Raw genomic sequence first — 24,406 nt, forward strand, 5'->3', positions numbered from 1 at the left:
CTATCCTGCAGGGCCCAAGCTGCAGGTGCCGACATGCTGAAAGTGATCGCCGAGGATTTCATCCATCCCGATGCCGTGGACACCGTGCTTCCCCTGTACCGCGAGCTGGTTGCGTGCACGCAGCGCGAGCCGCTCTGCCTCGGCTATGAACTGTTCGTCGACCAGAAGGATCCGGGGCACTTCGTCTTCATCGAACAATGGCCGGACCGCGCCGCGCTCGACCTCCACTGCGCCAGCGAACACTTCCTGCGCCTGGTGCCCCGGATCAACGCCTTCCAGCGTGCGCCGTGCCGGTTCGTGCTGATGGATGCCGCGCCGCTGTAGTGCCCGCATCGATGCCGTTGCGATCACGGTGGCCACCTCGCCACAGCAGCACGCTGGCCACCACCGTGCACGCCAGGGTGAGGACCAGCGAGGCCACCACGCCCTTGTGCAGCAGCGGCAGCATCGCCTGGGCGAGGCGATCGTCGCGCAGCTGTTCCAGGCGCAGGCCACTGGCCAGCGCCAGGCACCAGCCGACCATGGCCGGTGCGTAGGCGGCGACGGCATTCCGATTCCAGCTGATCATCCTGTGCTCTCTTGTCCGGGAAGATGCGGCGATTGTTCCGCCCCTCCCTCTCACAGGTTGAGACCGCCTCCGGCGGCTATCGCGACCAGCCACCGCCCAGCGCCGCCATCAGCGCGGCGCTGGCCTGCAGCTGCCGGCTCTGGATGTCCTGCAGGCCGAGTTGGGCCTGGCGCGCATCGGTCTGCGCACTGACCACGTCCAGGTAGCTGACCGCGCCACCGGCGTAGCGGTCACGCGCGATCTGCTCGGCACGCCGCGCCGCACTCACTGCCTCCTGCTCGTGGCCGTGCTGGGCGTCGAGCTGGCGCAACAGGGTCAACTGGTCTTCCACCTGACGGATCGCGGCCAGCACGGTCGCGCGATACTGCGCCGAAGCCGCATCGAACTCCGCATAGGCCTCGGCCTTGGCCGCCTTGCGCCGGCCGCCATCCAACACCGGCAGCGTCGCCAGTGGGCCCAATGCCCAGTAGCGGTTGCCTGCCTCGAGCAACGCGCTGCCACCGGAGGTCTGTCCCCCCAGCAGGCCGCTCAGGCTGAGCTGCGGGAACCACGCCGCACGGGCCACACCGATGCCGGCGTTGGCGGCAAACACCCGGCGTTCGGCGGCGGCGATATCCGGCCGGCGTTGCAGCAGGTGGCTGGGCAGATCGGCCGGCACCGCAGGCAACGCCGGCAGCGCGGCATCGGCCAGCGCGAATCCGCTCGCAGGTGCGCCGACCAGCTCGGCGATGGCGTGCCGCACCAGTTCGTTGCGTGCGTCAAGCGCGTCCAGGTCAGCCTGTGCGCTGGCCAGCTGATGACGCGCCCGGGACACGTCCAGTTCCGAGGCGATCTCGCCGCGGAAGCGATCCTCGGTCAGTGCCAGCGCCTGCCGGTAGTCCTCGATGCTGCCATGCAGGATCCCCTGCTGCGCCTGGGTACCCCTCAGCTGCAGGTACAACCCGGTCAACTGCTGCGAAAGGCTCAGGCGCGCGGCGGCCAGGTCATCGCCACTGGCCTCGGCGCGCGCCTTGCCCGCGGCGGCGGCGTTGCGCAGGCGTCCCCACAGATCGAGATCGAACGATAACGAGAATGTGGCCGTGTTGCTGTCATAGATGGCCGGCTGGGTGGCACTGCGCAGCGGCTTGTCATCGGATTGGCGCTGACGCACCGGCCCGGTGCTGAAGCCGACCTGCGGCAGGCGCGCCGCCGCCACTTCCCCGGCGGCGGCACGCGCCGCGTCGTAGTGCGCAACGGCCAACGCCAGCGTCGGATTGGCCTGCAGCAACTGCTGCTGCAACCGGTCCAGCAGCGGGTCCTGGAACGCTTGCCACCATGTCTGTGGCAGCGGCGCGGCAGCCGCCGGGGCTTGCACCTGCTCGTAGGCCGCCGGCATCGCCACCGAGGGCGGCTGATAGGTCGGCGCCAGCGAACAACCTGCAAGCGCGGCTGCCGCCATCAGCGCCGCTGTGCGCTCAACCGCGGGCATGCGCAGGCTCCGCGTTACCGGCGACCACGCGCACATGATCGCCCTCGCGCAATGCATCCGGCGGGTTGGGGATCACCCGGTCCCCCGCCTTCAGGCCACGGTCCACGCGCAGCGTGCTGCCCAGGTCACTGGCGATGTGGATATCGCGCAGGTGCACGATGTCCTTGCCATCAACCACCGCCACCTGGGTGCCCTTGGCCCGGAAGATCAGCACCTCGGCCGGCACGCTGACGCCGGCACCGCCGCCCTGCAGCGGCAACGATACTTCCGCGTAGCTGCCGGGCAGCAGTGCGCCATCGGTGTTGTCGACCACGAACTGCGCCAGCAGCGTGCCCGAGCTGCGGTCGATCGCGCTGGAATCACCCTGCAGGGTAGCTGTGAAATGCCCCCCGTCCTGGCCCGGCACCTGCAGCGTGGCCTGCAGTCCGGGCCGGATGCTGGCCGCGCTGTTCTGCGGCACCGGCACCATCAGGCGCAGGCGGCGGGTATCGGCGATGGTGAACAGCTCGCGGCCACTGTCATCGGCGCGGATCAACTGGCCGACGTCGGTCTGTCGCGACGTGACCGTGCCGTCGAATGGCGCCCGCAACGTGCGGTAACGGCCCAGCTCCTGCAGCCGCGCATAGTCGGCCTGTGCCGCTTCCACGCTGGCCTGCGCCGCCACCGCATTGGCCTGCTTCTCGTCCGCCTCCTGGCGCGATACCGAATGGCTGCCCAGCATGCCCTGCCAGCGCTCGGCACTGACCTTGGCCAGCGCCGCGTCGGCCTGCACCTGCAGCAGGTGGGCGTGGGCCTGGGCGATCTGCTGATCCAGCTCCGGATTATCGATCACCGCCAGCACCTGGCCAGCCTTCACCGGCTGGCCGATGTCGGCACTCCAGGATTTCAGGTAGCCGCCCACCCGGGCATGGATCGGCGCTTCGGTCCAGGCACTCAGGTGCGCCGGCAGGGTCAAGGTACCGGCAGCGCCCTGCTCTCCCGCAGTGACCACCTGCACCGAAGAAACCGCTTGGCGCTCGGTCCACTCGACCACCGCGTGTGCCTGCTGTGCGCGCAGGGCCAGACCGGCGGCCACCAGCACCAGCGCCACGGCGGCGGCCATGAGCAAAGGACGGCGCAGCGAACGCTGCGGCAGCGAAGACTCAGACATGCAGGGGTTCTCCGGCAGGAGCAGTACGGGTTTTACGGGAATGGGCCAGCGCGAACACCACGGGCACGAAGATCAGCGTGGCGCAGGTTGCCAGCAGCAGGCCACCGATCACCGCACGACCCAGCGGCGCGTTCTGCTCGGTGGACAGTGCGGTCGGCAACATGCCCAGGATCATCGCCAGCGCCGTCATGCAGACCGGGCGGAAGCGGGTGAAACCTGCCTCCAGTGCGGCCTTGGCGGCATCACCGTGTTCGGCCAGACGCTCACGGCAGAAGCTGACCACCAGGATCGAATTGGCCGTGGCCACGCCCATGCAGAGGATGGCGCCGGTCAGCGCCGGCACCGACAGCGTGGTGTGGGTCAGGAACAGCATCCAGACCACCCCGGCCAGCCCGGCCGGCAGCGCGGTGATGATCACGAACGGGTCGGTCCAGGACTGGAAGTTGATGACGATCAGCAGGTAGATAAGCACGATCGCGGCCAGCAGGCCGTAGCCGAGGCCGGTGAAGGCCACATGCAGCGCGTCGATCTGCCCGTGCAGGCCAACCTCGGTGCCGCGCGGACGCTGGCCGGCCATGCCGTCGATGACCTTCTGCACATCGGCCGCCACCGCGCCTAGGTCGCGGCCCTGCACGCTGGCAAACAGATCCAGCGTGGGCTGCACGTTGTAATGGGTCACCACCGCCGAGCTGGAACCGCGCTGGATGTCGGCCAGTCCGCCCAGCACCTGCGGCACGCCACCGCTGCCGGTCACCGGCAACGCCTGCAGCGCGGCCAGGCTGTCCATGCGGTACTGCGGCGTCGCCGCGACCACGCCGTAGGAGATGCCGTTCTTCGGGCTCAGCCAGAACGTGGGGGCCACCTGGCCACTGCCGGCCAGCGAGGCCACCATGCTGTTGGTGACGTCGCGTTCGGTGATGCCCAGGCCGTTGGCGCGCAGGCGATCAACGTCCACCTTCAAGGTGGGATAGCCGTCGGGCTGCTGCAGGCGCAGGTCGACCAGCCCCGGCACGTGGCGCAGGCGGCGCTGCAGTTCCTGCGCATAGGCACGGTTGCCGGCTGCGTCCGGCCCGGCAATGCGGATATCCAGCGGCGCCGGTGAACCGAAGTTGAGGATCTGGCTGCTGGTGTCGGCCGGCAGGAAGGCGAAGCTGGCACCCGGGAATGCGGCCGGCAGCACTTCGCGAAGGTGCTTCTCGTAGGCTGCCGCATCAGCATGACCCGGCTTCAGCGAGACCTGGATGTCACCATCCTGTGGACCGATGGTGCCACTGGCGCTGTAGGCCATGTTGATGCCGGTCATCGGCAGGCCAAGGTTGTCGACGATGGCATCGATCTCGTGCGGCGGGATCTCCTGGCGGATGCGTGCCTCGATGCGATCGAAGGCCGCAGCGGTTTCCTCGATGCGCGTGCCCAGCGGCAGGCGCACATGCAGCGACAGTGCGCTGGCTTCGGTGGCCGGGAAGAAGTCCTGGCCCAATGTCGGCAGAAGCGCGAAGGACAGCAGCACGCAGGCCATGAAGCCGACCAGGAAGCGCCCACGATGGGCCAGCGCCAGGCCCAGCAGCGCGTGGTACAGGTCACGGGTGGCGGAAAAACCGGCTTCGAAGCGCTGCTGCCAGCGCACCATGGTGGCGGTGAAGCGCGCGCGGCGGGGCTGCGGATGGTCACCTTCGTGATGGTTGAGGAAGGCATCTTCGGGATGATGACCGGCGCCTCGCTCCACCCGATGCGGTTTCAACAGATACAGCGCCATGGTCGGCACCAGCGTGCGCGACAGCACGAACGAGCTGGCCATGGCGAAGATCACCGCCAGTGCCATCGGCCGGAACAGGTAGCCGGCAATGCCATCGAGCAGGAACATCGGCACGAACACGATGCAGATGCACAGCAGCGACACGAATGCCGGGCCGACGATCTGCGCGGCGCCGTCCAGAATCGCCTCGCGTACGCCCTTGCCCTGCTCCAGGTGCCAGTTGACGTTCTCGATGGTGACCGTGGCATCGTCGACCAGGATGCCCACCGCCAGTGCCAGGCCGCCCAGCGTCATCACGTTGAGCGTCTGCCCGGCGGCCGACAGCAGCGCGATGGCCGACAGCACCGCCAGCGGAATCGACGCGGCGATGATCACTGTCGAGCGCCAGCTGCCGAGGAACACCAGGATCATCACGCTGGTCAGCAGCGCGGCGATGATGCCTTCGCGGGCGACGCTGCTGATCGATTCGCGCACGAAGGTGGAGGCATCCCCCAGCAGCGAGATCTTCAGCGACGGCGGCAGCGTTTCGCCGATCTGCGGCAGCATGCCGCGGATGCGGCTGACCAGGGTGAGCGTGGAGGCATCGCCGTTCTTCAGCGCGGCCATCAGCACCGAGTGCCCGCCGTTGACGCGCACGATGTTGGTCTGCGGCGGCGCGCCATCACGGACGTGGGCCACCTGGCCAATGGTGACCACCGCACCGTTGACGGTGCGGATCGGCAGATCGTTCAGCGCCTCGATCTCACTGGGGCTGTTGTTGAGCAGCACGGTGAACTCGCTGCTGCCCAGCTTGGCAGTGCCGACCGGGGTGATCTGGTTCTGCGCGGCCAGCGCATTGCCCACGTCCTGCGCCGACAATCCCTTGGCCGCCATCGCCTGCGGGTCCAGATCGAGGGTAATCTGGCGCTGCTTGCCGCCGTACGGCGCGGGAATGGCCAGCCCGGGAATCGAGGTGAGCGGCGGCCGCACGGTGTTCTGCGCCAGGTCACGGATCTGCGATTCGCCCAGGGTCGGGCTGGAGAACGCCATCTGCAGCACCGGCACGGTGGAGGCGCTGTAGTTGAGGATCAGCGGCGGCGTCATGCCGGCCGGCATCTGCTTGACGATGGTCTGCGAGATGGCGGTGATCTGCGCATTGGCGGTGCGGATGTCCACACCCGGCTGGAAGAACACCTTGACCACGCCCATGCCGGCCAGTGACTGCGACTCGATGTGCTCGATGTCATTGACGGTGGTGCTCAGCGCGCGCTCGTAAGGGGAGACCACCCGACCGGCCATCGCATCCGGCGACAGGCCGGTGTACTGCCAGACCACCGCGATGACCGGGATGCCGATATCGGGAAACACATCGGTGGGGGTGCGCAGTGCGCTGAGCGGACCGACGATGCAGATGAAAATGGCCATCACCACGAAGGTGTAAGGCTTGTTGAGCGCGGTCCTGACCAACCCGAGCATGCGGCTCTCCAGCGGTGCCACTGCCCACCGCGGGCAGCGCAGGCCGGCAAGTATCGGCGCTGGCAGCTGAAACAATGCCGTGCTACGGATGAAACATATTTCATGAAAGGGGTGGGTTCGGCAGGGTGGCGCCCTGCACCCGCCGAATCAACGTCAACATCAAAAGCCAGGGCGGTTTGCTGGAGGTTGGCGGGGCACTATGGGTTTGCGGGGACGGCGCAAGTACGTCCCTGTAGCCTTGGTCGCCGCATCCATGCGGCTCACACCCCGCAAACCCACAGTGCCCCGCCTTGGACAGTTGACCGGCGGCCACTAGATCCACGCCATGCGTGGATGAAATCCATCAGGTATCGACAATCAAGAATGGGGTCAGAGGCCGTTGCGCAGCAACGGGCTCTGACCCCAATCGATGTTCCGGCAGATCGCGGGAAATTGTCGGAGGCGGGGTGGGTCCGGTTGCGGGGGCGTGAGCCGCATGGATGCGGCGACCGAGCTTACATGGACGTCCTTGCAGCGTCCCCCGCAACCGGACCCACCCCGCCTACCCACAGGAATCCCGGCGTTTGACGTTGACGTGGACGTTGATTGCAGCAGGTGCAGGGCTGCAAGCCCTGCAAAAGACCACTCCCTACAGCACCTGCGGCCTGCACAGCAGGCTGAATCGAGCGCCGCCCAGCGTGGACTGCCCCACCTGCAGGCGGAATCCGTGCAGCCCGGCAATCGCCGCCACGATCGACAGCCCCAGCCCGAAGCCACCGCCCTTGCTGGCCTCCGCACGATGGAAACGCTGGAACACCAGGCTGCGCTCGGCCTCGGCAATGCCCGGCCCGGAGTCCTCCACCACGATGCAGGTAGCACCCTGCTCCACCCGCGCCGAAAGCTGCACACGGCCGCCTTCCGGTGCGAACCGGATCGCGTTGTCGAGCAGATTGCCGATCGCTTCGAACAACAGGCCGCGGTCACCGATCACGCCCGGCAGATCGGCGGCCAGCTCAAGCAGCAACAGCTGCCCCTTCTCCTCCGCCAGCGGCGCATAGAAGGCATGGATTTCCTGCAGCAGCGCGTTCGGCGCCAGCGTGCTGAAACCGGAACGGCGCTGATGGTCTTCCAGTTCGGAAATCCTCAGCAGCGCGCGGAAGCGCGCCATCAGGGTGTCGGTCTCCTCCAGCACCTGCTCCAGCGCCAGTGACTGCGGATCACCATCGGCCACCTGCTGGCGCATGCGATACAGCTGCGCACGAACGCGCGTCAGCGGCGTGCGCAGGTCATGGGCGATGTTGTCACACACGCCCTTGACCTCGGTCATCAGCTGTTCGATGCGGTCGAGCATCGCATTGACGATGGCCGCCAGCATGTCCAGCTCGTCGCGGCGGTTGGACAGCGGCAGACGCCGGCCCAGGTCACCGGCCACGATGCGGGCGGTGGCCTGCTCGATGGCCTGGATGCGCCGCAGCGGCCGCTGTCGCAGCAAGTGCCAGCCCAGCAGGCCGGGCAGCAGGGTCAGCGATACTCCCCACAACAGTGCATCGAGGATCAGATGGTTGACCTGGTTCAACGGCCCGCTGTAGCGCACCAGCACCAGGATGCGGCCGTCGCGGGTCGGCATGGCCACGCCGAAGCCGCGCTTGCCGCGGGCGTAGGCATCGTTGATCGGCAGCCCCGAAACCGGGTGCGCGCTGCCATCCGGCGGCAGCTGTGCGGGCAGCGACTTCAGCATGCCGGCAAGCGGCTTGCCCTCGGGCGTGAACAGCCCGTAGGCATCAATGCCATGCAGGTCGTAGCGTCGGTTCTCGCGCAGCGCCGCGGTCAACCCGTCACCGGTGAAATGCTCGAACAGGTGTGCGCGCTGCAGCACGGCAGACTGTGCCAGCTCGTCCAGGTACAGCGACACCCGCCAGTACAGCACGCCCAGCAAGGCGCAGGACCAGGCGACGAACAGCAGGCTGTACAGGCCCAGCAGGCGACTGCTGGACGAACGCCAGCCGTCAGACAGTTTCGCTGAGGACATAGCCGCTACCGCGCACGGTACGGATCAGCGCCGGGGCATCGGGGTGGTCCAGCTTGCGCCGCAGGCGACCAATATGGACATCGATCAGGTTGGTGCCGGGGTCGAAGTGATAGCCCCACACTTCCTCGAACAGCATCATCCGGGTCAGCACCTGGCCGGCGTTGCGCATCAGGTACTCCAGCAGCTTGAACTCGGTCGGCAGCAGGCTCAGGCTGCGCCCGCCGCGATGGGCGGTGCGCGCCAGCAGGTCCAGCTGCAGGTCGCCCACCCGCAGCACGGTCTCGTTGCCGGCCGGGCGCTGGCGGCGGCGCAGCAGCACTTCCACCCTCGCCGCCATCTCGTCGGAGGCGAACGGCTTGGTCAGGTAGTCGTCGCCACCGGCGCGCAGACCACGCACGCGTTCGTCGACGTCGGACAGCGCACTGAGCATCAACACCGGCGTATCGATGCCGATCCGGCGCAGCGTGGTGACGATGGCCAGGCCATCCAGGCCGGGCAGCATGCGGTCCAGCGTGATCGCGTCATAGTCACCGCTGGCCGCCCGCACCAGGCCTTCGCGGCCGTCGGCCACCCAGTCCACCTGCAGGCCATGACTGGCCAGTTCCGCCAGGATTTCCTGGGCGGTGATGGCGTCATCCTCGATGGTCAATACGCGCGACATGGGCACTTCGGAAGTCCAGGCTGGCCCATGCTCGCCAAATCGGCCGGTACGGGCAAATGAAACATCCTTCATCCGCACCGGCGGTGCAGGCCGGTTCAGCCGGCCTCACCGTCCTCGCCCGGCAGGTCGGACAGTTCGCCCTGCACCTGCACGTTGTTGCGGCCCATCGCCTTGGCCCGGTAGCACTGGGCATCGGCGGCGGCCACCGCCTGGTCCACGCTCATGCCGCCGGCCAACGGCGCAATGCCGATGCTGGCACCGACCCGCAGCCGGTGCTGGTCCCAGGGAATGGACAGCGACGCCAGCGTGTGCAGCAGTTCGCCACCGATGCGGGCAGCGCGGCGCGGCGTGCAGCCGGACAGGATCACCGCGAACTCATCGCCGCCCAGGCGTGCCACCACGTCCGAATCACGCACGCCGTGCCGCAGCACGCTGGCCACCGCCCACAACACGGCATCGCCGGCCAGGTGCCCCCAGGTGTCGTTCACCGGCTTGAAGCGGTCCAGGTCGATATACATCAGCGATGCGGCCTGCCCGGTCCGTTCAACGCGGGTGATCGCCTGCTGCAGATGCACCTCGAAGCCACGGCGGTTGCTCAGTTCGGTCAGCGGGTCGATCTCGGCCAGGTGGCGGGCCTCGCGCTGGCGTGCGCGCTGCTGGGTGTCATCGCGCAGCACCCACACCGCGCCGCGCACATGGCCTTCATCGTCGCGCAACCAGGCACGGGTCAGATCCGCCGGCACCGTGGCGCTGCCCAGGCGCAGCAGCAGATCGGCATGCAGGTCCACGGCGTTGCTTTCCGGGTCCAGCAGTACCGATACATCCAGCACCGAGCCGGGCGCATATTCGGTGGTCAGCGACAGCACGTCCTGCACCTTGTGCCCGGCCAGCGACAAGGCGCCATCGCCGGCCAGGGTGCGCACCGCCGCCGCATTGGCGTAATCGATGCGACCATCAAGGTTGACGCTGAGCACCAGGTCGGCCACCGCATCCAGGGTGATGCGGCTGCGCTGCTCGCTCTCGAACAAGCGCTGCTCGCTGCTGCGCTGGGCGGTGATGTCCTGGATCTGCGAGACGAAATGCAGCGGTTCGCCATGCTCGTTGCGCACCAGCGAGACCGACAGGCGCGCCCAGATGGTGTGGCCATCGCGGTCCAGGTAGCGCTTTTCCATATGGTAATGGCTGCGCCGGCCCGCCAGCAGGTCCTGCACCAGGGCCAGATCGGCCTGCAGGTCATCGGCATGGGTCAGGCGCTGGAAATCGACCTGCAGCAGTTCCTCGCGCGGATAGCCAAGGATCCGGCACAGCGCGTCGTTGACGTCCAGCCAGCGCCCTTCCAGCGACACCAGCGCCATGCCCAGTGCGGCGGAGGTGAACGCGCCGGCGAACTTCTCCGCCGACAGGCGCGCTTCGGCACGTGCCTGCAGGATCTCGGTGATGTCGATGGCCATGCCGACGTAGCCGATGCGCAGGCCGTCAGCCCCGTCCATGCGGCTGATCGACAGCCGCACCTGGCGCGACTGGCCATCCTTGCGCAGCAGGGTCCATTGTCGTGAATACGTCTGGCCGTCGGCGCGCGCGCTGAGCGCCTCGAACACGCCCGGAAGCGTGCCATCGGCCGCGGCCTGCGGTTGCAGCCAGGCCGTGAGCTCCTGCGGGTCGTGGAAGGCATCGAGCCTGCGCTGGCCGACCACCTCAGCGGCGCTGTAACCCAGCAACCGCTCTGCGCCGGTATTGAACAGGGTGATGGTGCCATCGGTATCGGTGGCGATCACCGCCACCTCGTCGGAGGCATCGACCACGGCCTGCAGGCGCTGGCGGGTCTCGGCCGCGTCATGCCGGGCCTGCTGCAGTTCGGTCACATCGGCATGCGCGCCGGCCATCCACAGCGGCCGCCCCTGCCCATCCCATTCGAACACCCTGCCCCGGTCCTGGATCCAGATCCATTGGCCATTGCGGTGGCGCATGCGCAGCAGGCAGGCATAGTTGTCGCTGCGCCCTTCGAAGTGGTCTTCCAGCGCCGCATCGGACAACGCGATGTCATCGGGATGGACCAGCTTCAGGAAGGTCTTCTGGCAGACCGGCTCCAGCTCGTCCAGGCGATAACCGACGATTTCGGCCCAGCGCGCGTTGACCCGCATCTGCCCGGTCTGCACGTTCCATTCCCAGGTGCCGGCCGCTGTGCCGTCGATGATCATCGCCAGCCGGCGGCGCTCCTCGGCCAGCTCGTGCAGGCGTCGCTCCAGCATCCCGTTGCCGTTGTTGCCCTGGCCCGCCATCAACGGGGCGCCTCGCAGGCGCAGGCAGGCGCGGGCCGCAGCGAAAGGCTGCAGCCGCCAATGAAGACGACGGGTCGTGCTGGCGTCATGGCCCTCCCCAGCGACAGCGGGGTGGCCAAACGCCGCCCCTGTTGCGCAAGTGTGCGCAATCACGGGGAAAACCGACAAGTCCCCCGCCACACATCAAGCGTGACGGGGGCCAGGAACCTCAGCTGCGCTTGGCGCGTGCGAACGCCTCGGCCAGGGCGTTGTTGGCCGGCGGCGCCGCCTGCCCGCCCCGGTTGCCGGCGCCCTGGCCGCGGCCGGGCCCACGGCCCTGTCCCGCCGCATCACGGCGTGCCGGCTGGCCCGGACCGCGTTCCTCGCGGCTGCCGGGACGGCTGGTGGCCTGGCCGGGGGTGTCGTCCAGGCGCCGGGTCAGGGCGATGCGCTTGCGCGCCACGTCCACCTCCAGCACCTTCACCTTGACGATATCGCCGGCCTTGACCACCTCGCGCGGGTCCTTCACGTAGGTGTCGGACAGGGCAGAAATGTGGATCAGGCCGTCCTGGTGCACGCCGATGTCGACGAAGGCACCGAACGCGGCCACGTTGCTGACCACCCCTTCCAGCACCATGCCCTCGCGCAGGTCCTTGATGTCCTCCACGCCCTCGGCGAAACGTGCGGCCTTGAATTCCGGACGCGGGTCGCGGCCGGGCTTCTCCAGCTCCTTCAGGATGTCGCGCACGGTCGGCACGCCAAAGGATTCATCGGTGAACTGCTCGGCCTTCAGACCGCGCAGGAAGCTGCCGTCGCCGATCAGCGCCTTGATCGGGCGTGCGGTGCTGGCCACGATGCGCTCGACCACCGGGTAGGCTTCGGGATGCACCGCCGAGGCATCCAGCGGCTGTTCACCGTCGGCGATGCGCAGGAAGCCGGCGCACTGCTCGAAGGTCTTTTCGCCCAGGCGCGCGACCTTGAGCAGGTCCTTGCGGCGTTTGAACGGGCCATTGTCATCGCGGTGGCGCACGATGTTCTCGGCCACCGTGGCCGACAGGCCGGACACGCGCGACAGCAGTGCGGCCGAGGCCGTGTTCACGTACACGCCCACCGCGTTCACGCAATCCTCCACGCGGGCGTCCAGCGCCCGCGCCAGGCGGTACTGGTCCACATCGTGCTGGTACTGGCCGACGCCAATCGCCTTGGGCTCGATCTTGACCAGCTCGGCCAGGGGATCCTGCAACCGGCGTGCGATCGACACTGCGCCGCGCAGCGACACGTCCAGGCCCGGAAATTCCTTGGCCGCGAACTCGGAGGCCGAGTACACCGAGGCACCGGCCTCGCTGACCACCACCTTCTGCAGCTTCGGGTTGGCCGCGGCCTTGATCGCTTCACCGGCCAGCTTGTCGGTCTCACGGCTGGCGGTGCCGTTGCCGATCGCGATCAGCTCCACGTTGTATTTCGCGCACAACTGCTTGAGGGTCTGCAGCGACTGGTCCCACTGGCGCCGCGGCTCGTGTGGGTAGATGGTATCGGTAGCCACCAGCTTGCCGGTGGCATCGACCACCGCGATCTTGCAGCCGGTGCGGATGCCCGGGTCCAACCCCAGCACGGTCTTCGGGCCCGCCGGCGCGGCCAGCAGCAGGTCCTTCAGGTTGTCGCCGAACACCGCGATGGCCTCGGCTTCGGCCTTTTCGCGGGCCTGGTTGAACAGGTCCAGCAGCAGGTGCGTGTGCAGCTTGGCGCGCCAGGTCAGGCGGCACGCGTCCAGCAGCCAACGGTCGCCCGCGCGGCCCTGGTCGGCGATGCCGGCCCGGCGCGCCACGCGCCCTTCGGCGTACTGGTGGCCGGCCTCGGCATCGCTGCCCGGATCCAGCTCCAGGAACAGGATCTCCTCGCGGCGCGCGCGGAACAGCGCCAGCAAGCGGTGCGAGGGAATCTTCGCCAGCGATTCGGCATGTTCGAAATAGTCGCGGTACTTGGCGCCTTCGGTTTCCTTGCCCTCGGCCACGCGCGCACGGATCACGCCGGTCTCGCCCAGCCAGGTGCGCAGTTCACCGACCAGCGCGGCATCTTCGCCCCAGCGCTCCATCAGGATCGCGCGCGCGCCTTCCAGCGCCGCCTTGGTATCGGCCACGCCCTTGTCGCTGTCGATGAAGGTGGCGCCGAAAACCTGCGGGTCCTGCGTCGGGTCGGCCAGCAGGCCATCGGCCAGCGGCTCCAGCCCGGCCTCGCGGGCAATCTGCGCGCGGGTGCGACGCTTGGGCTTGTACGGCAGGTACAGGTCTTCCAGCCGGCTCTTGGTATCGGCGGCCAGGATGTCGTTGCGCAGTTCGTCGCTCAGCTTGCCCTGCTCGCCGATGCTGGCCAGCACCGCCGCACGGCGGTCCTCCAGCTCGCGCAGGTAGGTCAGGCGCACTTCCAGGTTGCGCAGCTGGGTGTCATCCAGGCCACCGGTCACTTCCTTGCGGTAGCGCGCGATGAACGGAACGCTGGCGCCCTCGTCGAGCAGGCCGACGGCGGCACGTACCTGGGCGGACTGGGCACCGATCTCCTCGGCGATGGTCTGGGCGATCTGCTGGGCGAGCGCGCTCTGGGCGTTCTTGGCGTCGTGCATTGCTTCAGGTCTGTGCCGCGTTACGGGAAGGCCCCATTCTGGCAACCCGCGGCGCAGCCGAACAAGGCATTGACAGAGGGCGAGGTTCAGCGGCGCAACCGGTAGGGACGCCGGCATCCTGGCGAAGAGAGGGCTCGGACGGGCCCGGGGCTGGGATGCCGGCGCGGGCGCGCGATGGTGGGCGCGCCCTGCCGCGTGTTGCGAAGGTCAGCGGTAGTGGCGGGCGGCGCGCTGCATGACGATCTCGTCACGCATGCCTTCCAGGGCCATCAGGCGGACCTTGCCGACACCCTGCAGTTCCATGAACCGCTCGGTGTAGAACTCCGGCCCCAGCGCGGTGTCGGCGCGGGATTTGCTGAAGCCGTAGGGCACCACGCCCTTCTCGCCATCCTTGCTACCACCGACATAAAGAACGATTGCCATGTGATGTATTCCTCCAAATTGCTACTGCGTACTGCAATCGATGAGCGATGCTGCGAGCTCATCGAGGGAGAGCTTACCGCGTCGAACCTGACTGGAACGTCACGAAGGCTAATGACGATCGGTTGCATGCAGATGACTGCGGAATCGCAGCAGAATGCTTACGGATCTTTAACTTCCGGCTAACGAATCGTGGCGATTCCAGCCAACGGCGCAGCCCCTCGTGGGTGGTCGTGTAACGCGTTTCATGTGATTGGGCCGGGCGGGGTGGGTTCGCGGGACACGCCGTAAACCCGTCCCTGGGGGCTCGATGGCGCCATCCATGGCGCCAACGGTCCCGTGAACCCACCCCGCCCGGCCCCTGACAGTGTTTCGGGCACGTTCACCCACGGAAAAGAAGAAGAAGATCAAAAGCAAAAGCAGCCTGGCCGACCGCTTTTTGTAGAGCCGAAGGCAGCGGCAGGAGCCGCTGCCAACGTCGCGCATGGCGACGGCCCGAAGGGTGCCGGTCAGGACGACCGGCATAGCCCACGCTCGGCTGCCTTCAGGTCAGTCCACGAAGCCGAGCGCAGGCTCGGCTCTACACGAGCAAGCGAAGCGCGCGACCCGCTTCTGCTGTTCTTTTTCTTTTCCGTGGGTGGTACAGGTTTCAGCCATCTGTCAGAGGGCGGTCGGGGTGGGTTCGCGGGGGTGTCCGCGGCATGGATGCCGCGGCCAAGCCCCCATGGACGGGTTCACGGCGTCCCCCGCGAACCCACCCCGACCGACCAGCGCGAGGGTTTTGCATTTGGCGACCAGGCATCACCACCCACGAGGGGCTGCGCCGTTGGCTGGAAACTACGGCCACCAGCCGTGTCCGTACCGGGCGTAATGATCGGCCGCACGCTCGAACGGGTTGCGCGCGCTCACCCCGCCACACAGCAGATACACCGGCAGGTACAACGGCCCCAGCACCAGATACTGGTAGACGTGCGCCCGCTCATGGTCATCCAGGCGGATCAGCGGCTCCACCCCCCACCCTGCCTGGTGGGCGTAAGTCCGGCACGACATGCCGAGGTCGTGCCCGGTGTGCAGGATCACGTTGCCCAGGGTGATCGCACCGCCAGGACCCCATGGCCACCGGTCAAAAACGACGGCACAGTCGGCACCGCTCCAGCGCGGTCTCGCCCCGCCGAGCATGCCCACCACCCCACCCAGCAGTCCGGCCAGCGTGTTGGGCAGGGTCCAGGCCGCGCCCAGCACCTGCAGCGCGCGCAGCCAGACCGGCCACGGTCGTTGGGAGGCGTTCAATCGGCCTCGTTGGGGATCAACAGCCACAGGATCAGATAGACCAGAATGCCCGGGAACGCGGCCGAGGCCACCGATACCAGCACGTAGATCACCCGCAGCAGCGTGGGGCTCCAGCCGAAGCGGTGCGCGATGCCGCCGATCACGCCGGCAATCATGCGGTCGTTGAGCGATCGCGACAGCGTCCTGGGCGTGGTGTTCATGGCGGCGTCTCCTGGCTATCGGAAAGAGCATCGAGCAAGCTCGACTCTACATCGACCCGATGTCTACGGCGTGCGTTGGCGCAGGGCCTGCAGACGTGCGCCAAACCAGGCCGCTGCCGTCTGTTCAGGCTGCCCGGGGCACTGGATGCGGTAGGGCTTGCCACTCATGCTGCTCTGGCTGGCGGCACGCTCGATGAACTGCTCGGCGCTGTCCACCTGGTTCTTCTTCAGCAGGTAGTCGTACTTTCGCTGCAGGTGCGCGCGCGCATCGCTGCCGTCGTACCAGCTGCCATTGCGCTGGAACCGGCATTGCGAGCCGTCCAGGCTGCCGATCAGCTGGGCGATCTCGCGCTGCGCCTGTGGTCCGGGGGCGGCCTGGGCGAGTGGCGCGGCGAGCAGAATGGCCAGCATCAGGAGAGGGTTTCGGGACATTCTGGGTTCCATGAAGTCGAGCAAGCATGAAGTCGAGCAAGCTCGACTCTACCGGTCCCTGGCCTTCAGCCAGCCATCGATGGTGGCAGGGACTTCGCGCTGCGCGCGGCCTGACACGTAGATGCCGATGTGGCCGCCGCGGAAACTGGACTCGGTGTAGTCCTGCGTGCCCAGTCGACCGCGCATCGCGCGCGAGGCATCCGGCGGCACCAGGTGATCCTGCTCGGCGTAGATGTTCAGTACCGGCAGGGTCACCTGCAACAGATCCACCGTCTCCTCACCGATCCGCACCGTACCCTTCATCAAGCCGTTGCCCTGATAGAACTGCTTGATGAAGTCACGGAACGCCTCGCCTGCCAGGTCCGGTGAATCGAAGATCCACTTTTCCATGCGCAGAAAGTCCTCCAGCGCCGCCTTGTCATCGAGGATGTCGAGCAGGCCGACGTACTTTTGCACGTTCAAACGGAACGGCTTGAGCATCAGGTAGCTGGCGTTCATCAGGTCGGCCGGGATGTTGCCCAGCGTATCCACCAGCAGGTCCACATCCACCTGCTGTGCCCAGTGCGAGAGCATGTTGTCGGCGGTCTGGAAATCGACCGGGGTGACCATGGTGATCAGGTTGCCCAGCTTGTGCCGGCGCAGCGCGGCATAGCACAGCGCGAACACACCGCCCTGGCAGATGCCGAGCAGGTCCGCCGGCCCGCCACTGCGTGCGCACAAGGCGTCCACCGCGCCATCGATGTAGCGCAGCAGGTAATCCTCCAGGGTCTGGAAACGCTCGGAGCGGTCCGGGTAGCCCCAGTCCAGCACGTAGACGTCCTGGCCCAGCGCCAGCAGCTTCTGCACCAGCGAACGATCGGCCTGCAGGTCCACCATGTACGGCCGGTTGACCAGCGCGTAGACGATCAGCAGCGGCGTGCGCCGGGTCGGCGCCTGCTCACCGACAAAGCGGTACAGCACCACCTTGCGATCGCGCCAGACTTCCTCGCGGGCGGTCACGCCATAGTCGACGTCCTCCACCTGCGGCAGCAGCTTCAGCCCTTCCATCAGCTTGCGCTGCATGGCCAGGGTTTCCTGCATCAGATCATCGGCGTTGAAGCCCAACGGTCCTTTCATCAATTGCGCGCCCGAGCGGAAGCGCGAGGAGCGGCCGTCTTCGCAGATGTCTTCTTCGCAGGCGGCTTCTTTGCCGGCGCAGCCTTCTTCGCGGCCGTGCGCGCGGCTGGCTTCACCTTCGCCGGCGCCGGCTGCGCGACCGGATCGACCGCAGCGGTTCCGGCCAGCACCGCCACCTGCGCCTGCAGCCGGCGCAGGCTGCGCTCCAGCTCGGCGATGCGGCGATGGGCCGTGTCCATCTCGCTGCGGGTCGGCAGGCCGATGCGTTCACTCATCTGTTCAATCTCGCGCTGCAGGCCGGCGCGCAGGCGCATCTGGGCGTTGCCCAATGCGGCGTAGACCTGCTGGAACGGTTCGGAAAGGGCAACCTTGGCGTAGGCCTCTTCGGCCACCTCGATCCACAGATCGAACATCGCACGGGCGCTGGTCAGTTGGCTGCCGGGCTGCTCGTGCTGGGCCAGGCGCTGTTCGAACAGGGCAAAGGCCTGCTCCAGTACCTGCTTGATCTGTTCGACGTAGGCGCGCGAGTGCTGCTGGTAGTCCTCCTGCGCACGCAGCAGCGCCTGCCAGCGCGCCTGATGCTCGCGGCCGGGGCCGAATGCGGGGCTCTGCAGCCACGGGCCGGCCTGCAGCTGGAACTGCTGCAGCCACGCGGCGAATTCGGGCACGGCGGCACCGGCCTGGGTACTGCCGCGGGCGCCCTGCAGCATCCACTGCAGCAGGCCCTCGCCCTGCCCCTGCACCGCCTCACGCCAGGCCTGCGCCACCTCGGCACTGCTGGCATCGCGGCCGGCGAAGCGCGCGGCCACCTCCTGCATCGTGCCGTACCAGCTGCCGGCCTGCTCACGGAAGCGGCGCACCGCATCTTCCGGTGCGCCCTGCCCCTGTTCCGGCAACAACTGGGCCCAGCCGTCAAACAACCGCTGCCAGCTGCCGGGGTCGCCGCCGCCCGGCGCGCCGGGGGTGGTCGCATGCCGCAGCGCATCGCCCCAGGCACCGAAATACTGCCGGGCCAGGGTCTCGAAATCGCTGCTGCCGGCGTCGTGGGCCGAGCTGGTCATCGCAGGCCTCCGCAGAGCAGGTTCATGGCTTGGGAATACGCAGGGTCTTGCTGATCATCAGCGACCCGGACAGCGCGAACAGCAGCACCATCGGATGCAGCTGCCACGGCCCGATCTGCCACTGGCCGAACCAGATGTCCTGGCCGATGGCATCGGTACCGGCGGCGATGGCCAGCACGATCACCAGCACCAGGCTGGTCGGAATCGGCGTGCCCTCGAAGTACTTGACCTTGCCCTCCTCGCCGGCCAGTGCCTCGGCCGTGACGTTGTAGCGCGCCAGGCGGCTGACACCGCAGCAGACGAAGTAGCTCAGCACCAGCCAGTCCCAGCCGCCCTGCATGCCGCAGGCATAGGCCAGCGCTGCCGGAGCCACACCGAAGGAGATGACATCGGACAGCGAATCCAGCTCCCGCCCGAGGGTGGAACTGGACTTGCGCCAGCGTGCGATGCGCCCGTCCAGTGCATCGAAGATGAAGGCCAGCGGGATCAACGCCATGCCGAACAGCAGGTAGCCGCGCTCCCCGTCCTGCAGGAAGCGCATCGCGGCAAACACCGCACCGGTGCCGCAGAAGGCATTGGCCAGGGTGAACCAGTCCGCCAGCTGGAATTCGCGCAGCATCGAGAAGTGACGTTTCATGGGGTCTCACGGAGCATCAAGGCCCACAGGTTACCGCGAGCGCCGCCGCTGGCGACAGCACCGGCACGGCGCCGCCTTCACCGCGCCCTCACTCCTCATCACCAGCGGTGAATTTTTCGCCACCCATCTTGACAGCCTAGGGGGGTGGCGCCTGTCGCGGCTTATCCACAAAGTTGCCCACGCGTAATCCACACCCCCTGTGGACAACCAGATCTCACCGACTGCGACTCTGGACATTTCCTGATCACCCGGCAGCGGGGTTTACCTACTTCCCAAGCCGCCGGGACGGCGCTATGGTCGTCGGCGGACCCGCCGCCGCCACGTCCGATTCTTTGTGACGGACGATGATGATGCTGGATGCTTCCACCCTGGCCGCGCAGCTGCGACGGCCCCATGGCGACGCTGCACTGGCAGTGGCCGACTCGATGAACCGCAGCAACGGCGCGCTGAACCAGGCCGCGATCGGGCTGCTGGCGGTGGCGGCCGGCGAACGCATTCTGGAGATCGGCCCCGGCAATGCGGCCTTCGCGCCGCAACTGCTGCAGGCGCCAGCAAGCCAGTACCTGGGCATTGAACTGTCCGCCGCCATGGTCGAGGCCGGCAACCAGCGTCTGGCCAGTGCCGGCCTGGGCGGCCGGGCGGCGATGCGGCTTGGCGACGCCCATGCGCTGCCGGTGGACGAGGCATCCATGCGGTCAACACCCTGTACTTCTGGCCCCACCTGGCCCCGGTGCTGGACGAGCTGGCGCGCGTACTTCGCCGGGGAGGCCGGCTGTGCCTGGCGTTCGGCGATGCGGCCTTCATGCGCAGCCTGTCATTTTCCGCCGATTTCCAGTTGCATGAGCTGGATGCGGTGGAGCTGGCACTGCGCGTGTCGGGATTCAACGTCTCGGCCTGGCGCAGCCACCGGGAAACCGCGTCGAGCAATGACGGACAGATGCGCGACAAGCATTTCCACCTGCTGCTGGCACATCGGCGCTGAACCTGGCGGTGGTAGTGCCGGCCGCTGGCCGGCTGCCCCGGCAACGCGGCTTTGCCGGCCAGCGGCCGGCACTACCGGTCATACCCTCGCCAGGGATCGTCGCCGCCACCGGGCGAAACAGATCACCTGCATCACCAGCATTGCCATCAGCCCCAGCGGCCACGCCCACCACAGGCCGGTCAGCCCGTGCCGCGCCTGCAGCCACATCGCCAGCGGCAGCTCCAGAAGCAACACGGCAACCAAGCCCAGCAATGCCGGCAACAGCACCGTGCCACTGCCCCGCATCACGCCGACCAGCACCGCACTGCCTCCCATCGCCAACACCCCCCACACCACCGTGCGCAACTGCTGCGTGGCCAGTTCGCGCACGTCCGTGGCCGCCAGGATCAGGCCGCTCAGCCAGGGCGCCAGCGCCATCACCAGCAGCAGCACCACCGCCAGCATCGCGCTGCCGAGCAGCAGGCCGGTGCGGGCGATGGCCGGCAGCCGTGCCGTACCCCCCGCCCCCATCGCATGCGCAGCGAGGATGGTGGCGGTGATGCCCAGCGACATCGCCGGCAGCTGCACCCAGCTCATCAACTGGTTGACCGCACCGTAGGCCGCCGTGGCGGTATATCCGTAGCGATTGATCCAGCCCAGCAGCACGATCTCGGCCACGGCCAGACTGAGCATCTGCAGCGAAGACGGCACGCCGATACGCAGCATCGAACGGATCAGTACTCCATCGAAGCGGATCGCACGCAGCAGTTCGCGCCCCGGTGCCAACGGGTGCCCCGTCCGCTGCCAGCGCCACGTCAGCCAGACCAGGGCCAGCAGGGAGGCCAGCGCCGCCGAGACGGCCGCACTGGCCGGGCCCAGCCGCGGCAGACCGGCCTCGCCCAGGATCAGCAGCGGCGTGCACAGCAGGCCGACCAGCGTCGCCAGCAGCAGCGCATGCAGCGGCGTTTTCGCATCGCCCACCGCACGGCTGACCGCCGTGGCCAACCACAGCAGGAAGAACACCGGTGCCGCCAACAGCAGGACGCGCGCATAGACGACCGATTCGCCAAGGATCGGCGCTGGCGTGCCGAGGGCCGCCAGCAGCTGAGGCGCGAAGCCGCCACCCACGGCCATCACCAGCACCGACAGCGCCAGCACCAGAGCCACCGCACTACCGGCAATGGCGCGCGCCTGGTGCGGGCGGCCCGCACCCCAGGCTTGGCCGATCATCACCATCGCACCGGTCGCCAGCCCCATCACCAGGGCCAGCAGCAGGAAGAAGACCGGGAAGAACGCAGCGGCCGCCGCCACTGCCTGGGTACCCAGCAGATGGCCCAGGTAGATGTTGTCCAGCGTGCCGGCGGCCAGCTGCAATGCATTGGTCAGCAGCATCGGCAGCAGCAGGGTCAGATAGGTGCGCCACAGCGGTGGCGCGGCCGAGGCGGTGGCAGGTGCAGGCGTGTTCATGGGTTTTCTCGGGGCAAGGCGCTGCCCTGCCAGGCGTTTACGCCAGCAAAGCAAGCACAAGGGAAGCGGGCCTTGGCCCGCGATCAGAGCGCGCGGTCGCTCAACGACAGCGTGTTGGCTCAGCCGTCGGCGCTGTCTACAGGTTCGTCGAAGGCCAGACGCAGCGCGTGGCGGCGCACGTCCTCGGGCCAGCGGCGCAACGCCGCTTCCAGGCCTGCGCGGTCATGCGCGAACAGCAGGCGGATGGCCTCCTCGAAGCCCGGCAGGTCACCGGCGATGGTCTGCAGGAAGTGATAGGCACGCTCGGCATCGCGGCGCCGGCGGTCCTTGTCGGCACCGGCCCGGCTGGCCGCCTCCACCAGTTTTCGCAATGCCACCGAAGCCCCGCCGGGCTGCTCGGCCAGCCACGCCCAATGGCGCGGCAGCAAGGTCACTTCACGGGCCACCACGCCCAGCTTCGGGCGGCCACGGCCACGCGGGGCAACAGGCGCGTCTTCCGGAGCGATTCCGGCATCGGCCTCCGCGGCCGTTGCAAAGGTATCGGCCAGCCGCGCCAACAGTTCGGCATCGCTGCCGCGCGTGTCGAAATCACGGGTGCGGCCGGTGGCGTTGTCGAACACCAGCAGCGGACCGGCGGCGTGGTCGGCGCGCAGCTGCTTCAGTGCCAGCGCGGCCACTGCCGGGGTACCGGAGGCGACCAGGCGATGGCCGTCGAAACAGCTGAAGGGGGGAAGTGCGGACGCGGGCATGGCGATGGCATCGGGGGCGATGCGCAAATATTGCCCGGGTAATTTGTTCGCGTCAATATTGTCCGGGTATTAATCTGCCGGAAGAGCGCGCCAACCAAGGTTGGCACCCACCCGTTTCGTCGTTGGCACCCAGTCGATTCGTCGGGTCACAGCCGGCTGTAGGACCAGCTGACCATGCGGCCGTCCTTGTACGGCATCACCCCATGGAACGGGCGCGGGTCGGCGTCGAACACCAGCGGCAGGAAGTTGCGATCCCCCTCCCACATCGGCAGCGTGTCCAGCTTGTCCAGGTCCACCCACTCCAGCGTGCCTTCGTGGTTGCCACCGTGCGGGCTGCCCTCGAAGGTGTCGATGACGAACACGAAGCCCAGCCAGTCCTCGCCGTGCTTGCCGAAGCCCGGCCAGCTGAGGGTGCCGCGCAGGCGCATGCCGGTGCAGTCGATCCCGGCTTCTTCCTGGATCTCGCGGCGCATGCTGGCGGCCACGTCCTCGTCCGCCTCGATCTTGCCGCCCAGACCGTTGTACTTGCCCAGGTGATGGTCACCGGGGCGGGTGTTGCGGTGGATCATCAGCACCTGGCGACGATCGGGCGAGAGCACATAGCCCAGGGTGGCGACGATCGGGGTATACGGCATGGGGCAGCATCCAGCAGCAGGTCAGCCTTCGATTATGGCCGATCAGCGCACCAGCGACAGGCGGCGTTCGGCAGGTGTGCCTGCGCCATCAGGGTCACGGCGCAGGGTGGCCACGCCGTGGCCGCGCTCGGCCAGGTATTCCAGCCACTTGCCGAGGAAGGTGTTCATCCGCATGCGGTGGCTGATCAGCTCGGCCGGCGGCGGGTACAGGCCCATGGTGTCCTGCCAGCGGCGGCCCACATAGCAATGGGTGGTCTCGGCCTGGCGCGCGTCACGGTACAGCCGCACATAGGCCGAAGGATCCGGCTCGCCGGTGACCGGGTCGGCCAGGTCGTAGGTCAGGCGCAGTTCCACTGTGTAGCGATGGCATTCGATGACGTCCAGGCGCACGTCCAGACCGTCACCGATCGAGGAAATGTAGCTGCCCGCCACCAGTCCGGCCGGTTCGAACAGGCGCACCAAGTGCCGGTAGTTTTCCGCATACAGCCCCATGAGCCAGCTCAACCGGCTCAGGCGAGGAATGCGATTGGTACGGGGCAAGGCTCGGGCCATGGGTCGATCCTACACGTTGGTGCTTCAACGTGGGGGCGCCTCGAGCCACAGCCAACCCGTCGGTCGCTTTCATCGCGGTAGTGCCGGCCGCTGGCCGGCAGCCCCGCAGCGCCGGAAAGGATCAATACAGCTCGCGCTGCAGCCCCAGCGTGGCCAGCACCTTGCTGGAGATCTCCTCGATCGAGGTGTGGGTGGTGCTCAGGGTCGGGATCCGCTCCATCTGGAACATCACCTCGGCCGCGGCCACCTCGCGCTTGCAGGTGTCCAGGTTGGCGTAGCGCGAGTTCGGGCGGCGCTCCTGGCGGATCTGCTGCAGGCGGTCCGGGTCGATGGTCAGGCCGAACAGCTTGCGCCGGTAGTTGCGCAGGCGCGGCGGCAGGCGGTCGCTTTCCAGGTCCTCGTCGGTCAGCGGGTAGTTGGCCGCACGCACCCCGTAATGCAGGGCCAGGTAGATGCAGGTCGGCGTCTTGCCGGCGCGCGACACCGCCACCAGGATCACGTCGGCGTCGTCGTAGTTCACCGCGATGCCGTCATCGTGGGTCAGAGCGAAGTTCATCGCATTGATGCGGCGGTGGTAGGTGTCGAAATCGACCATGCCGTGAGCCTGGCCGACCCGGGCCAGGCGCGGGCTGGCCAGTTCACGCTCCAGCGGCTCGATGAACGGCGCGAACACATCCAGCATCAGCGCCCCGCTGTCGGCCAGGATCAGGCTCAGGCTCTGGTCCACGCAGGAGTTCACCACGATCGGCCGGACCTGGTAGCGCTCCCCCGCCGCCTGGATCCGGGCGCAGGCTTCACGCGCCTTTTCGGGGTCATCGACAAACGACATCCGGTCGGTAATGAAGCTGAACCCGGAGAACTGGGTCAGCAGGCTATGCCCAATGGTTTCAGCGGTGATACCGGTTCCATCGGAAACGTAGAACACCGGACGGATGGTCGACATGC

General features: G+C 67.8%; 21 protein-coding genes and 1 pseudogene. 2 read left to right on the forward strand and 20 right to left on the reverse strand.

The window, feature by feature from the left end; genetic code table 11:
* Window positions 1–33 precede the first annotated feature (33 nt).
* Window positions 34–324 carry a putative quinol monooxygenase gene (locus tag AC5YGJ_RS09295; RefSeq protein WP_249843660.1) on the forward strand — a complete coding sequence of 97 codons (291 nt, stop codon included), beginning with the start codon at window positions 34–36 and terminating at the stop codon, window positions 322–324.
* Here the strand turns inward: AC5YGJ_RS09295 and AC5YGJ_RS09300 are convergent.
* The 15 genes from AC5YGJ_RS09300 to AC5YGJ_RS09370 all read right to left on the reverse strand — a co-directional run bounded on the left by AC5YGJ_RS09300 (window position 266) and on the right by AC5YGJ_RS09370 (window position 19,097).
* The gene (locus tag AC5YGJ_RS09300; protein WP_249843659.1) at window positions 266–568 is read right to left on the reverse strand and encodes a hypothetical protein; all 303 of its coding nucleotides are present in this window, start codon (window positions 566–568) and stop codon (window positions 266–268) included. The genes AC5YGJ_RS09295 and AC5YGJ_RS09300 overlap by 59 nt on opposite strands.
* 76 nt (window positions 569–644) lie before the next feature.
* Window positions 645–2,036 carry an efflux transporter outer membrane subunit gene (locus AC5YGJ_RS09305; RefSeq protein WP_496186341.1) on the reverse strand — a complete coding sequence of 464 codons (1,392 nt, stop codon included), beginning with the start codon at window positions 2,034–2,036 and terminating at the stop codon, window positions 645–647.
* A complete protein-coding gene (locus AC5YGJ_RS09310) occupies window positions 2,023–3,186 on the reverse strand; it encodes an efflux RND transporter periplasmic adaptor subunit (RefSeq protein WP_496186342.1) in 1,164 nt (387 codons plus the stop codon). Before AC5YGJ_RS09310 ends, AC5YGJ_RS09305 begins: the two co-directional genes overlap by 14 nt.
* Window positions 3,179–6,397, reverse strand: coding sequence for an efflux RND transporter permease subunit (locus tag AC5YGJ_RS09315; protein WP_496186343.1), 3,219 nt, complete (start codon window positions 6,395–6,397; stop codon window positions 3,179–3,181). The genes AC5YGJ_RS09310 and AC5YGJ_RS09315 overlap by 8 nt, the downstream gene beginning before the upstream one ends.
* Window positions 6,398–7,025: 628 nt before the next feature.
* Entirely contained in the window at window positions 7,026–8,405 is a 1,380-nt protein-coding gene (locus AC5YGJ_RS09320; RefSeq protein ID WP_249843655.1) for a sensor histidine kinase, read from the reverse strand.
* Window positions 8,383–9,066, reverse strand: coding sequence for a response regulator transcription factor (locus tag AC5YGJ_RS09325; RefSeq protein WP_279920110.1), 684 nt, complete (start codon window positions 9,064–9,066; stop codon window positions 8,383–8,385). The genes AC5YGJ_RS09320 and AC5YGJ_RS09325 overlap by 23 nt, the downstream gene beginning before the upstream one ends.
* 95 nt (window positions 9,067–9,161) lie before the next feature.
* Window positions 9,162–11,345 carry a PAS domain S-box protein gene (locus AC5YGJ_RS09330; protein ID WP_496186344.1) on the reverse strand — a complete coding sequence of 728 codons (2,184 nt, stop codon included), beginning with the start codon at window positions 11,343–11,345 and terminating at the stop codon, window positions 9,162–9,164.
* A gap of 208 nt (window positions 11,346–11,553) precedes the next feature.
* Complete coding sequence (locus AC5YGJ_RS09335; RefSeq protein ID WP_496186345.1) at window positions 11,554–13,941, reverse strand: Tex family protein; 2,388 nt, start codon at window positions 13,939–13,941, stop codon at window positions 11,554–11,556.
* A gap of 207 nt (window positions 13,942–14,148) precedes the next feature.
* Window positions 14,149–14,364 carry a hypothetical protein gene (locus tag AC5YGJ_RS09340; RefSeq protein ID WP_005410085.1) on the reverse strand — a complete coding sequence of 72 codons (216 nt, stop codon included), beginning with the start codon at window positions 14,362–14,364 and terminating at the stop codon, window positions 14,149–14,151.
* Window positions 14,365–15,198: 834 nt separating this feature from the next.
* Window positions 15,199–15,651 (reverse strand): hypothetical protein, encoded by a 453-nt coding sequence (locus AC5YGJ_RS09345; RefSeq protein WP_496186346.1) that lies wholly within the window; start codon window positions 15,649–15,651, stop codon window positions 15,199–15,201.
* On the reverse strand, window positions 15,648–15,851 hold the full coding sequence (locus AC5YGJ_RS09350; RefSeq protein ID WP_107233155.1) for a PspC domain-containing protein: 204 nt from the start codon (window positions 15,849–15,851) through the stop codon (window positions 15,648–15,650). Before AC5YGJ_RS09350 ends, AC5YGJ_RS09345 begins: the two co-directional genes overlap by 4 nt.
* A 63-nt stretch (window positions 15,852–15,914) precedes the next feature.
* Window positions 15,915–16,283, reverse strand: a complete 369-nt coding sequence (locus AC5YGJ_RS09355; RefSeq protein ID WP_249843650.1) for a YfeK family protein — start codon at window positions 16,281–16,283, stop codon at window positions 15,915–15,917.
* A gap of 48 nt (window positions 16,284–16,331) precedes the next feature.
* Window positions 16,332–17,399, reverse strand: coding sequence for a class III poly(R)-hydroxyalkanoic acid synthase subunit PhaC (gene phaC, locus AC5YGJ_RS09360; protein ID WP_496186347.1), 1,068 nt, complete (start codon window positions 17,397–17,399; stop codon window positions 16,332–16,334).
* Complete coding sequence (gene phaE, locus AC5YGJ_RS09365; protein ID WP_496186348.1) at window positions 17,399–18,460, reverse strand: class III poly(R)-hydroxyalkanoic acid synthase subunit PhaE; 1,062 nt, start codon at window positions 18,458–18,460, stop codon at window positions 17,399–17,401. Before phaE ends, phaC begins: the two co-directional genes overlap by 1 nt.
* A 22-nt stretch (window positions 18,461–18,482) precedes the next feature.
* Window positions 18,483–19,097 (reverse strand): CDP-alcohol phosphatidyltransferase family protein, encoded by a 615-nt coding sequence (locus AC5YGJ_RS09370; RefSeq protein ID WP_409460183.1) that lies wholly within the window; start codon window positions 19,095–19,097, stop codon window positions 18,483–18,485.
* Window positions 19,098–19,441: 344 nt separating this feature from the next.
* Between AC5YGJ_RS09370 and AC5YGJ_RS09375 the strand changes: the two are divergent.
* Window positions 19,442–20,079: pseudogene (locus tag AC5YGJ_RS09375) on the forward strand (class I SAM-dependent methyltransferase).
* Window positions 20,080–20,157: 78 nt separating this feature from the next.
* Here the strand turns inward: AC5YGJ_RS09375 and AC5YGJ_RS09380 are convergent.
* The 5 genes from AC5YGJ_RS09380 to ppsR all read right to left on the reverse strand — a co-directional run bounded on the left by AC5YGJ_RS09380 (window position 20,158) and on the right by ppsR (window position 24,404).
* On the reverse strand, window positions 20,158–21,525 hold the full coding sequence (locus AC5YGJ_RS09380) for an MATE family efflux transporter (RefSeq protein WP_496186349.1): 1,368 nt from the start codon (window positions 21,523–21,525) through the stop codon (window positions 20,158–20,160).
* A gap of 119 nt (window positions 21,526–21,644) precedes the next feature.
* Entirely contained in the window at window positions 21,645–22,274 is a 630-nt protein-coding gene (locus AC5YGJ_RS09385) for a DUF2239 family protein (protein WP_496186350.1), read from the reverse strand.
* A 146-nt stretch (window positions 22,275–22,420) separates the two neighbouring features.
* On the reverse strand, window positions 22,421–22,909 hold the full coding sequence (locus AC5YGJ_RS09390; RefSeq protein WP_107233147.1) for an NUDIX hydrolase: 489 nt from the start codon (window positions 22,907–22,909) through the stop codon (window positions 22,421–22,423).
* Between the two features lie 42 nt (window positions 22,910–22,951).
* Window positions 22,952–23,461 (reverse strand): DUF1249 domain-containing protein, encoded by a 510-nt coding sequence (locus AC5YGJ_RS09395; protein WP_309337846.1) that lies wholly within the window; start codon window positions 23,459–23,461, stop codon window positions 22,952–22,954.
* Between the two features lie 121 nt (window positions 23,462–23,582).
* A complete protein-coding gene (gene ppsR, locus AC5YGJ_RS09400; protein WP_006452040.1) occupies window positions 23,583–24,404 on the reverse strand; it encodes a posphoenolpyruvate synthetase regulatory kinase/phosphorylase PpsR in 822 nt (273 codons plus the stop codon).
* Window positions 24,405–24,406: the final 2 nt, after the last annotated feature.

The organism is Stenotrophomonas sp. CS3K5, from assembly GCF_059515225.1.

Coding starts and splice junctions, on each gene's coding strand:
- AC5YGJ_RS09295 (WP_249843660.1), top strand. CDS start 34: ATGCTGAAAGTGATCGCCGAGGATTTCATCCATCCCGATGCCGTGGAC.
- AC5YGJ_RS09300 (WP_249843659.1), bottom strand. CDS start 568: ATGATCAGCTGGAATCGGAATGCCGTCGCCGCCTACGCACCGGCCATG.
- AC5YGJ_RS09305 (WP_496186341.1), bottom strand. CDS start 2,036: ATGCCCGCGGTTGAGCGCACAGCGGCGCTGATGGCGGCAGCCGCGCTT.
- AC5YGJ_RS09310 (WP_496186342.1), bottom strand. CDS start 3,186: ATGTCTGAGTCTTCGCTGCCGCAGCGTTCGCTGCGCCGTCCTTTGCTC.
- AC5YGJ_RS09315 (WP_496186343.1), bottom strand. CDS start 6,397: ATGCTCGGGTTGGTCAGGACCGCGCTCAACAAGCCTTACACCTTCGTG.
- AC5YGJ_RS09320 (WP_249843655.1), bottom strand. CDS start 8,405: ATGTCCTCAGCGAAACTGTCTGACGGCTGGCGTTCGTCCAGCAGTCGC.
- AC5YGJ_RS09325 (WP_279920110.1), bottom strand. CDS start 9,066: ATGTCGCGCGTATTGACCATCGAGGATGACGCCATCACCGCCCAGGAA.
- AC5YGJ_RS09330 (WP_496186344.1), bottom strand. CDS start 11,345: ATGGCGGGCCAGGGCAACAACGGCAACGGGATGCTGGAGCGACGCCTG.
- AC5YGJ_RS09335 (WP_496186345.1), bottom strand. CDS start 13,941: ATGCACGACGCCAAGAACGCCCAGAGCGCGCTCGCCCAGCAGATCGCC.
- AC5YGJ_RS09340 (WP_005410085.1), bottom strand. CDS start 14,364: ATGGCAATCGTTCTTTATGTCGGTGGTAGCAAGGATGGCGAGAAGGGC.
- AC5YGJ_RS09350 (WP_107233155.1), bottom strand. CDS start 15,851: ATGAACACCACGCCCAGGACGCTGTCGCGATCGCTCAACGACCGCATG.
- AC5YGJ_RS09355 (WP_249843650.1), bottom strand. CDS start 16,283: ATGTCCCGAAACCCTCTCCTGATGCTGGCCATTCTGCTCGCCGCGCCA.
- phaC (WP_496186347.1), bottom strand. CDS start 17,399: ATGAAAGGACCGTTGGGCTTCAACGCCGATGATCTGATGCAGGAAACC.
- phaE (WP_496186348.1), bottom strand. CDS start 18,460: ATGACCAGCTCGGCCCACGACGCCGGCAGCAGCGATTTCGAGACCCTG.
- AC5YGJ_RS09370 (WP_409460183.1), bottom strand. CDS start 19,097: ATGAAACGTCACTTCTCGATGCTGCGCGAATTCCAGCTGGCGGACTGG.
- AC5YGJ_RS09380 (WP_496186349.1), bottom strand. CDS start 21,525: ATGAACACGCCTGCACCTGCCACCGCCTCGGCCGCGCCACCGCTGTGG.
- AC5YGJ_RS09385 (WP_496186350.1), bottom strand. CDS start 22,274: ATGCCCGCGTCCGCACTTCCCCCCTTCAGCTGTTTCGACGGCCATCGC.
- AC5YGJ_RS09390 (WP_107233147.1), bottom strand. CDS start 22,909: ATGCCGTATACCCCGATCGTCGCCACCCTGGGCTATGTGCTCTCGCCC.
- AC5YGJ_RS09395 (WP_309337846.1), bottom strand. CDS start 23,461: ATGGCCCGAGCCTTGCCCCGTACCAATCGCATTCCTCGCCTGAGCCGG.
- ppsR (WP_006452040.1), bottom strand. CDS start 24,404: ATGTCGACCATCCGTCCGGTGTTCTACGTTTCCGATGGAACCGGTATC.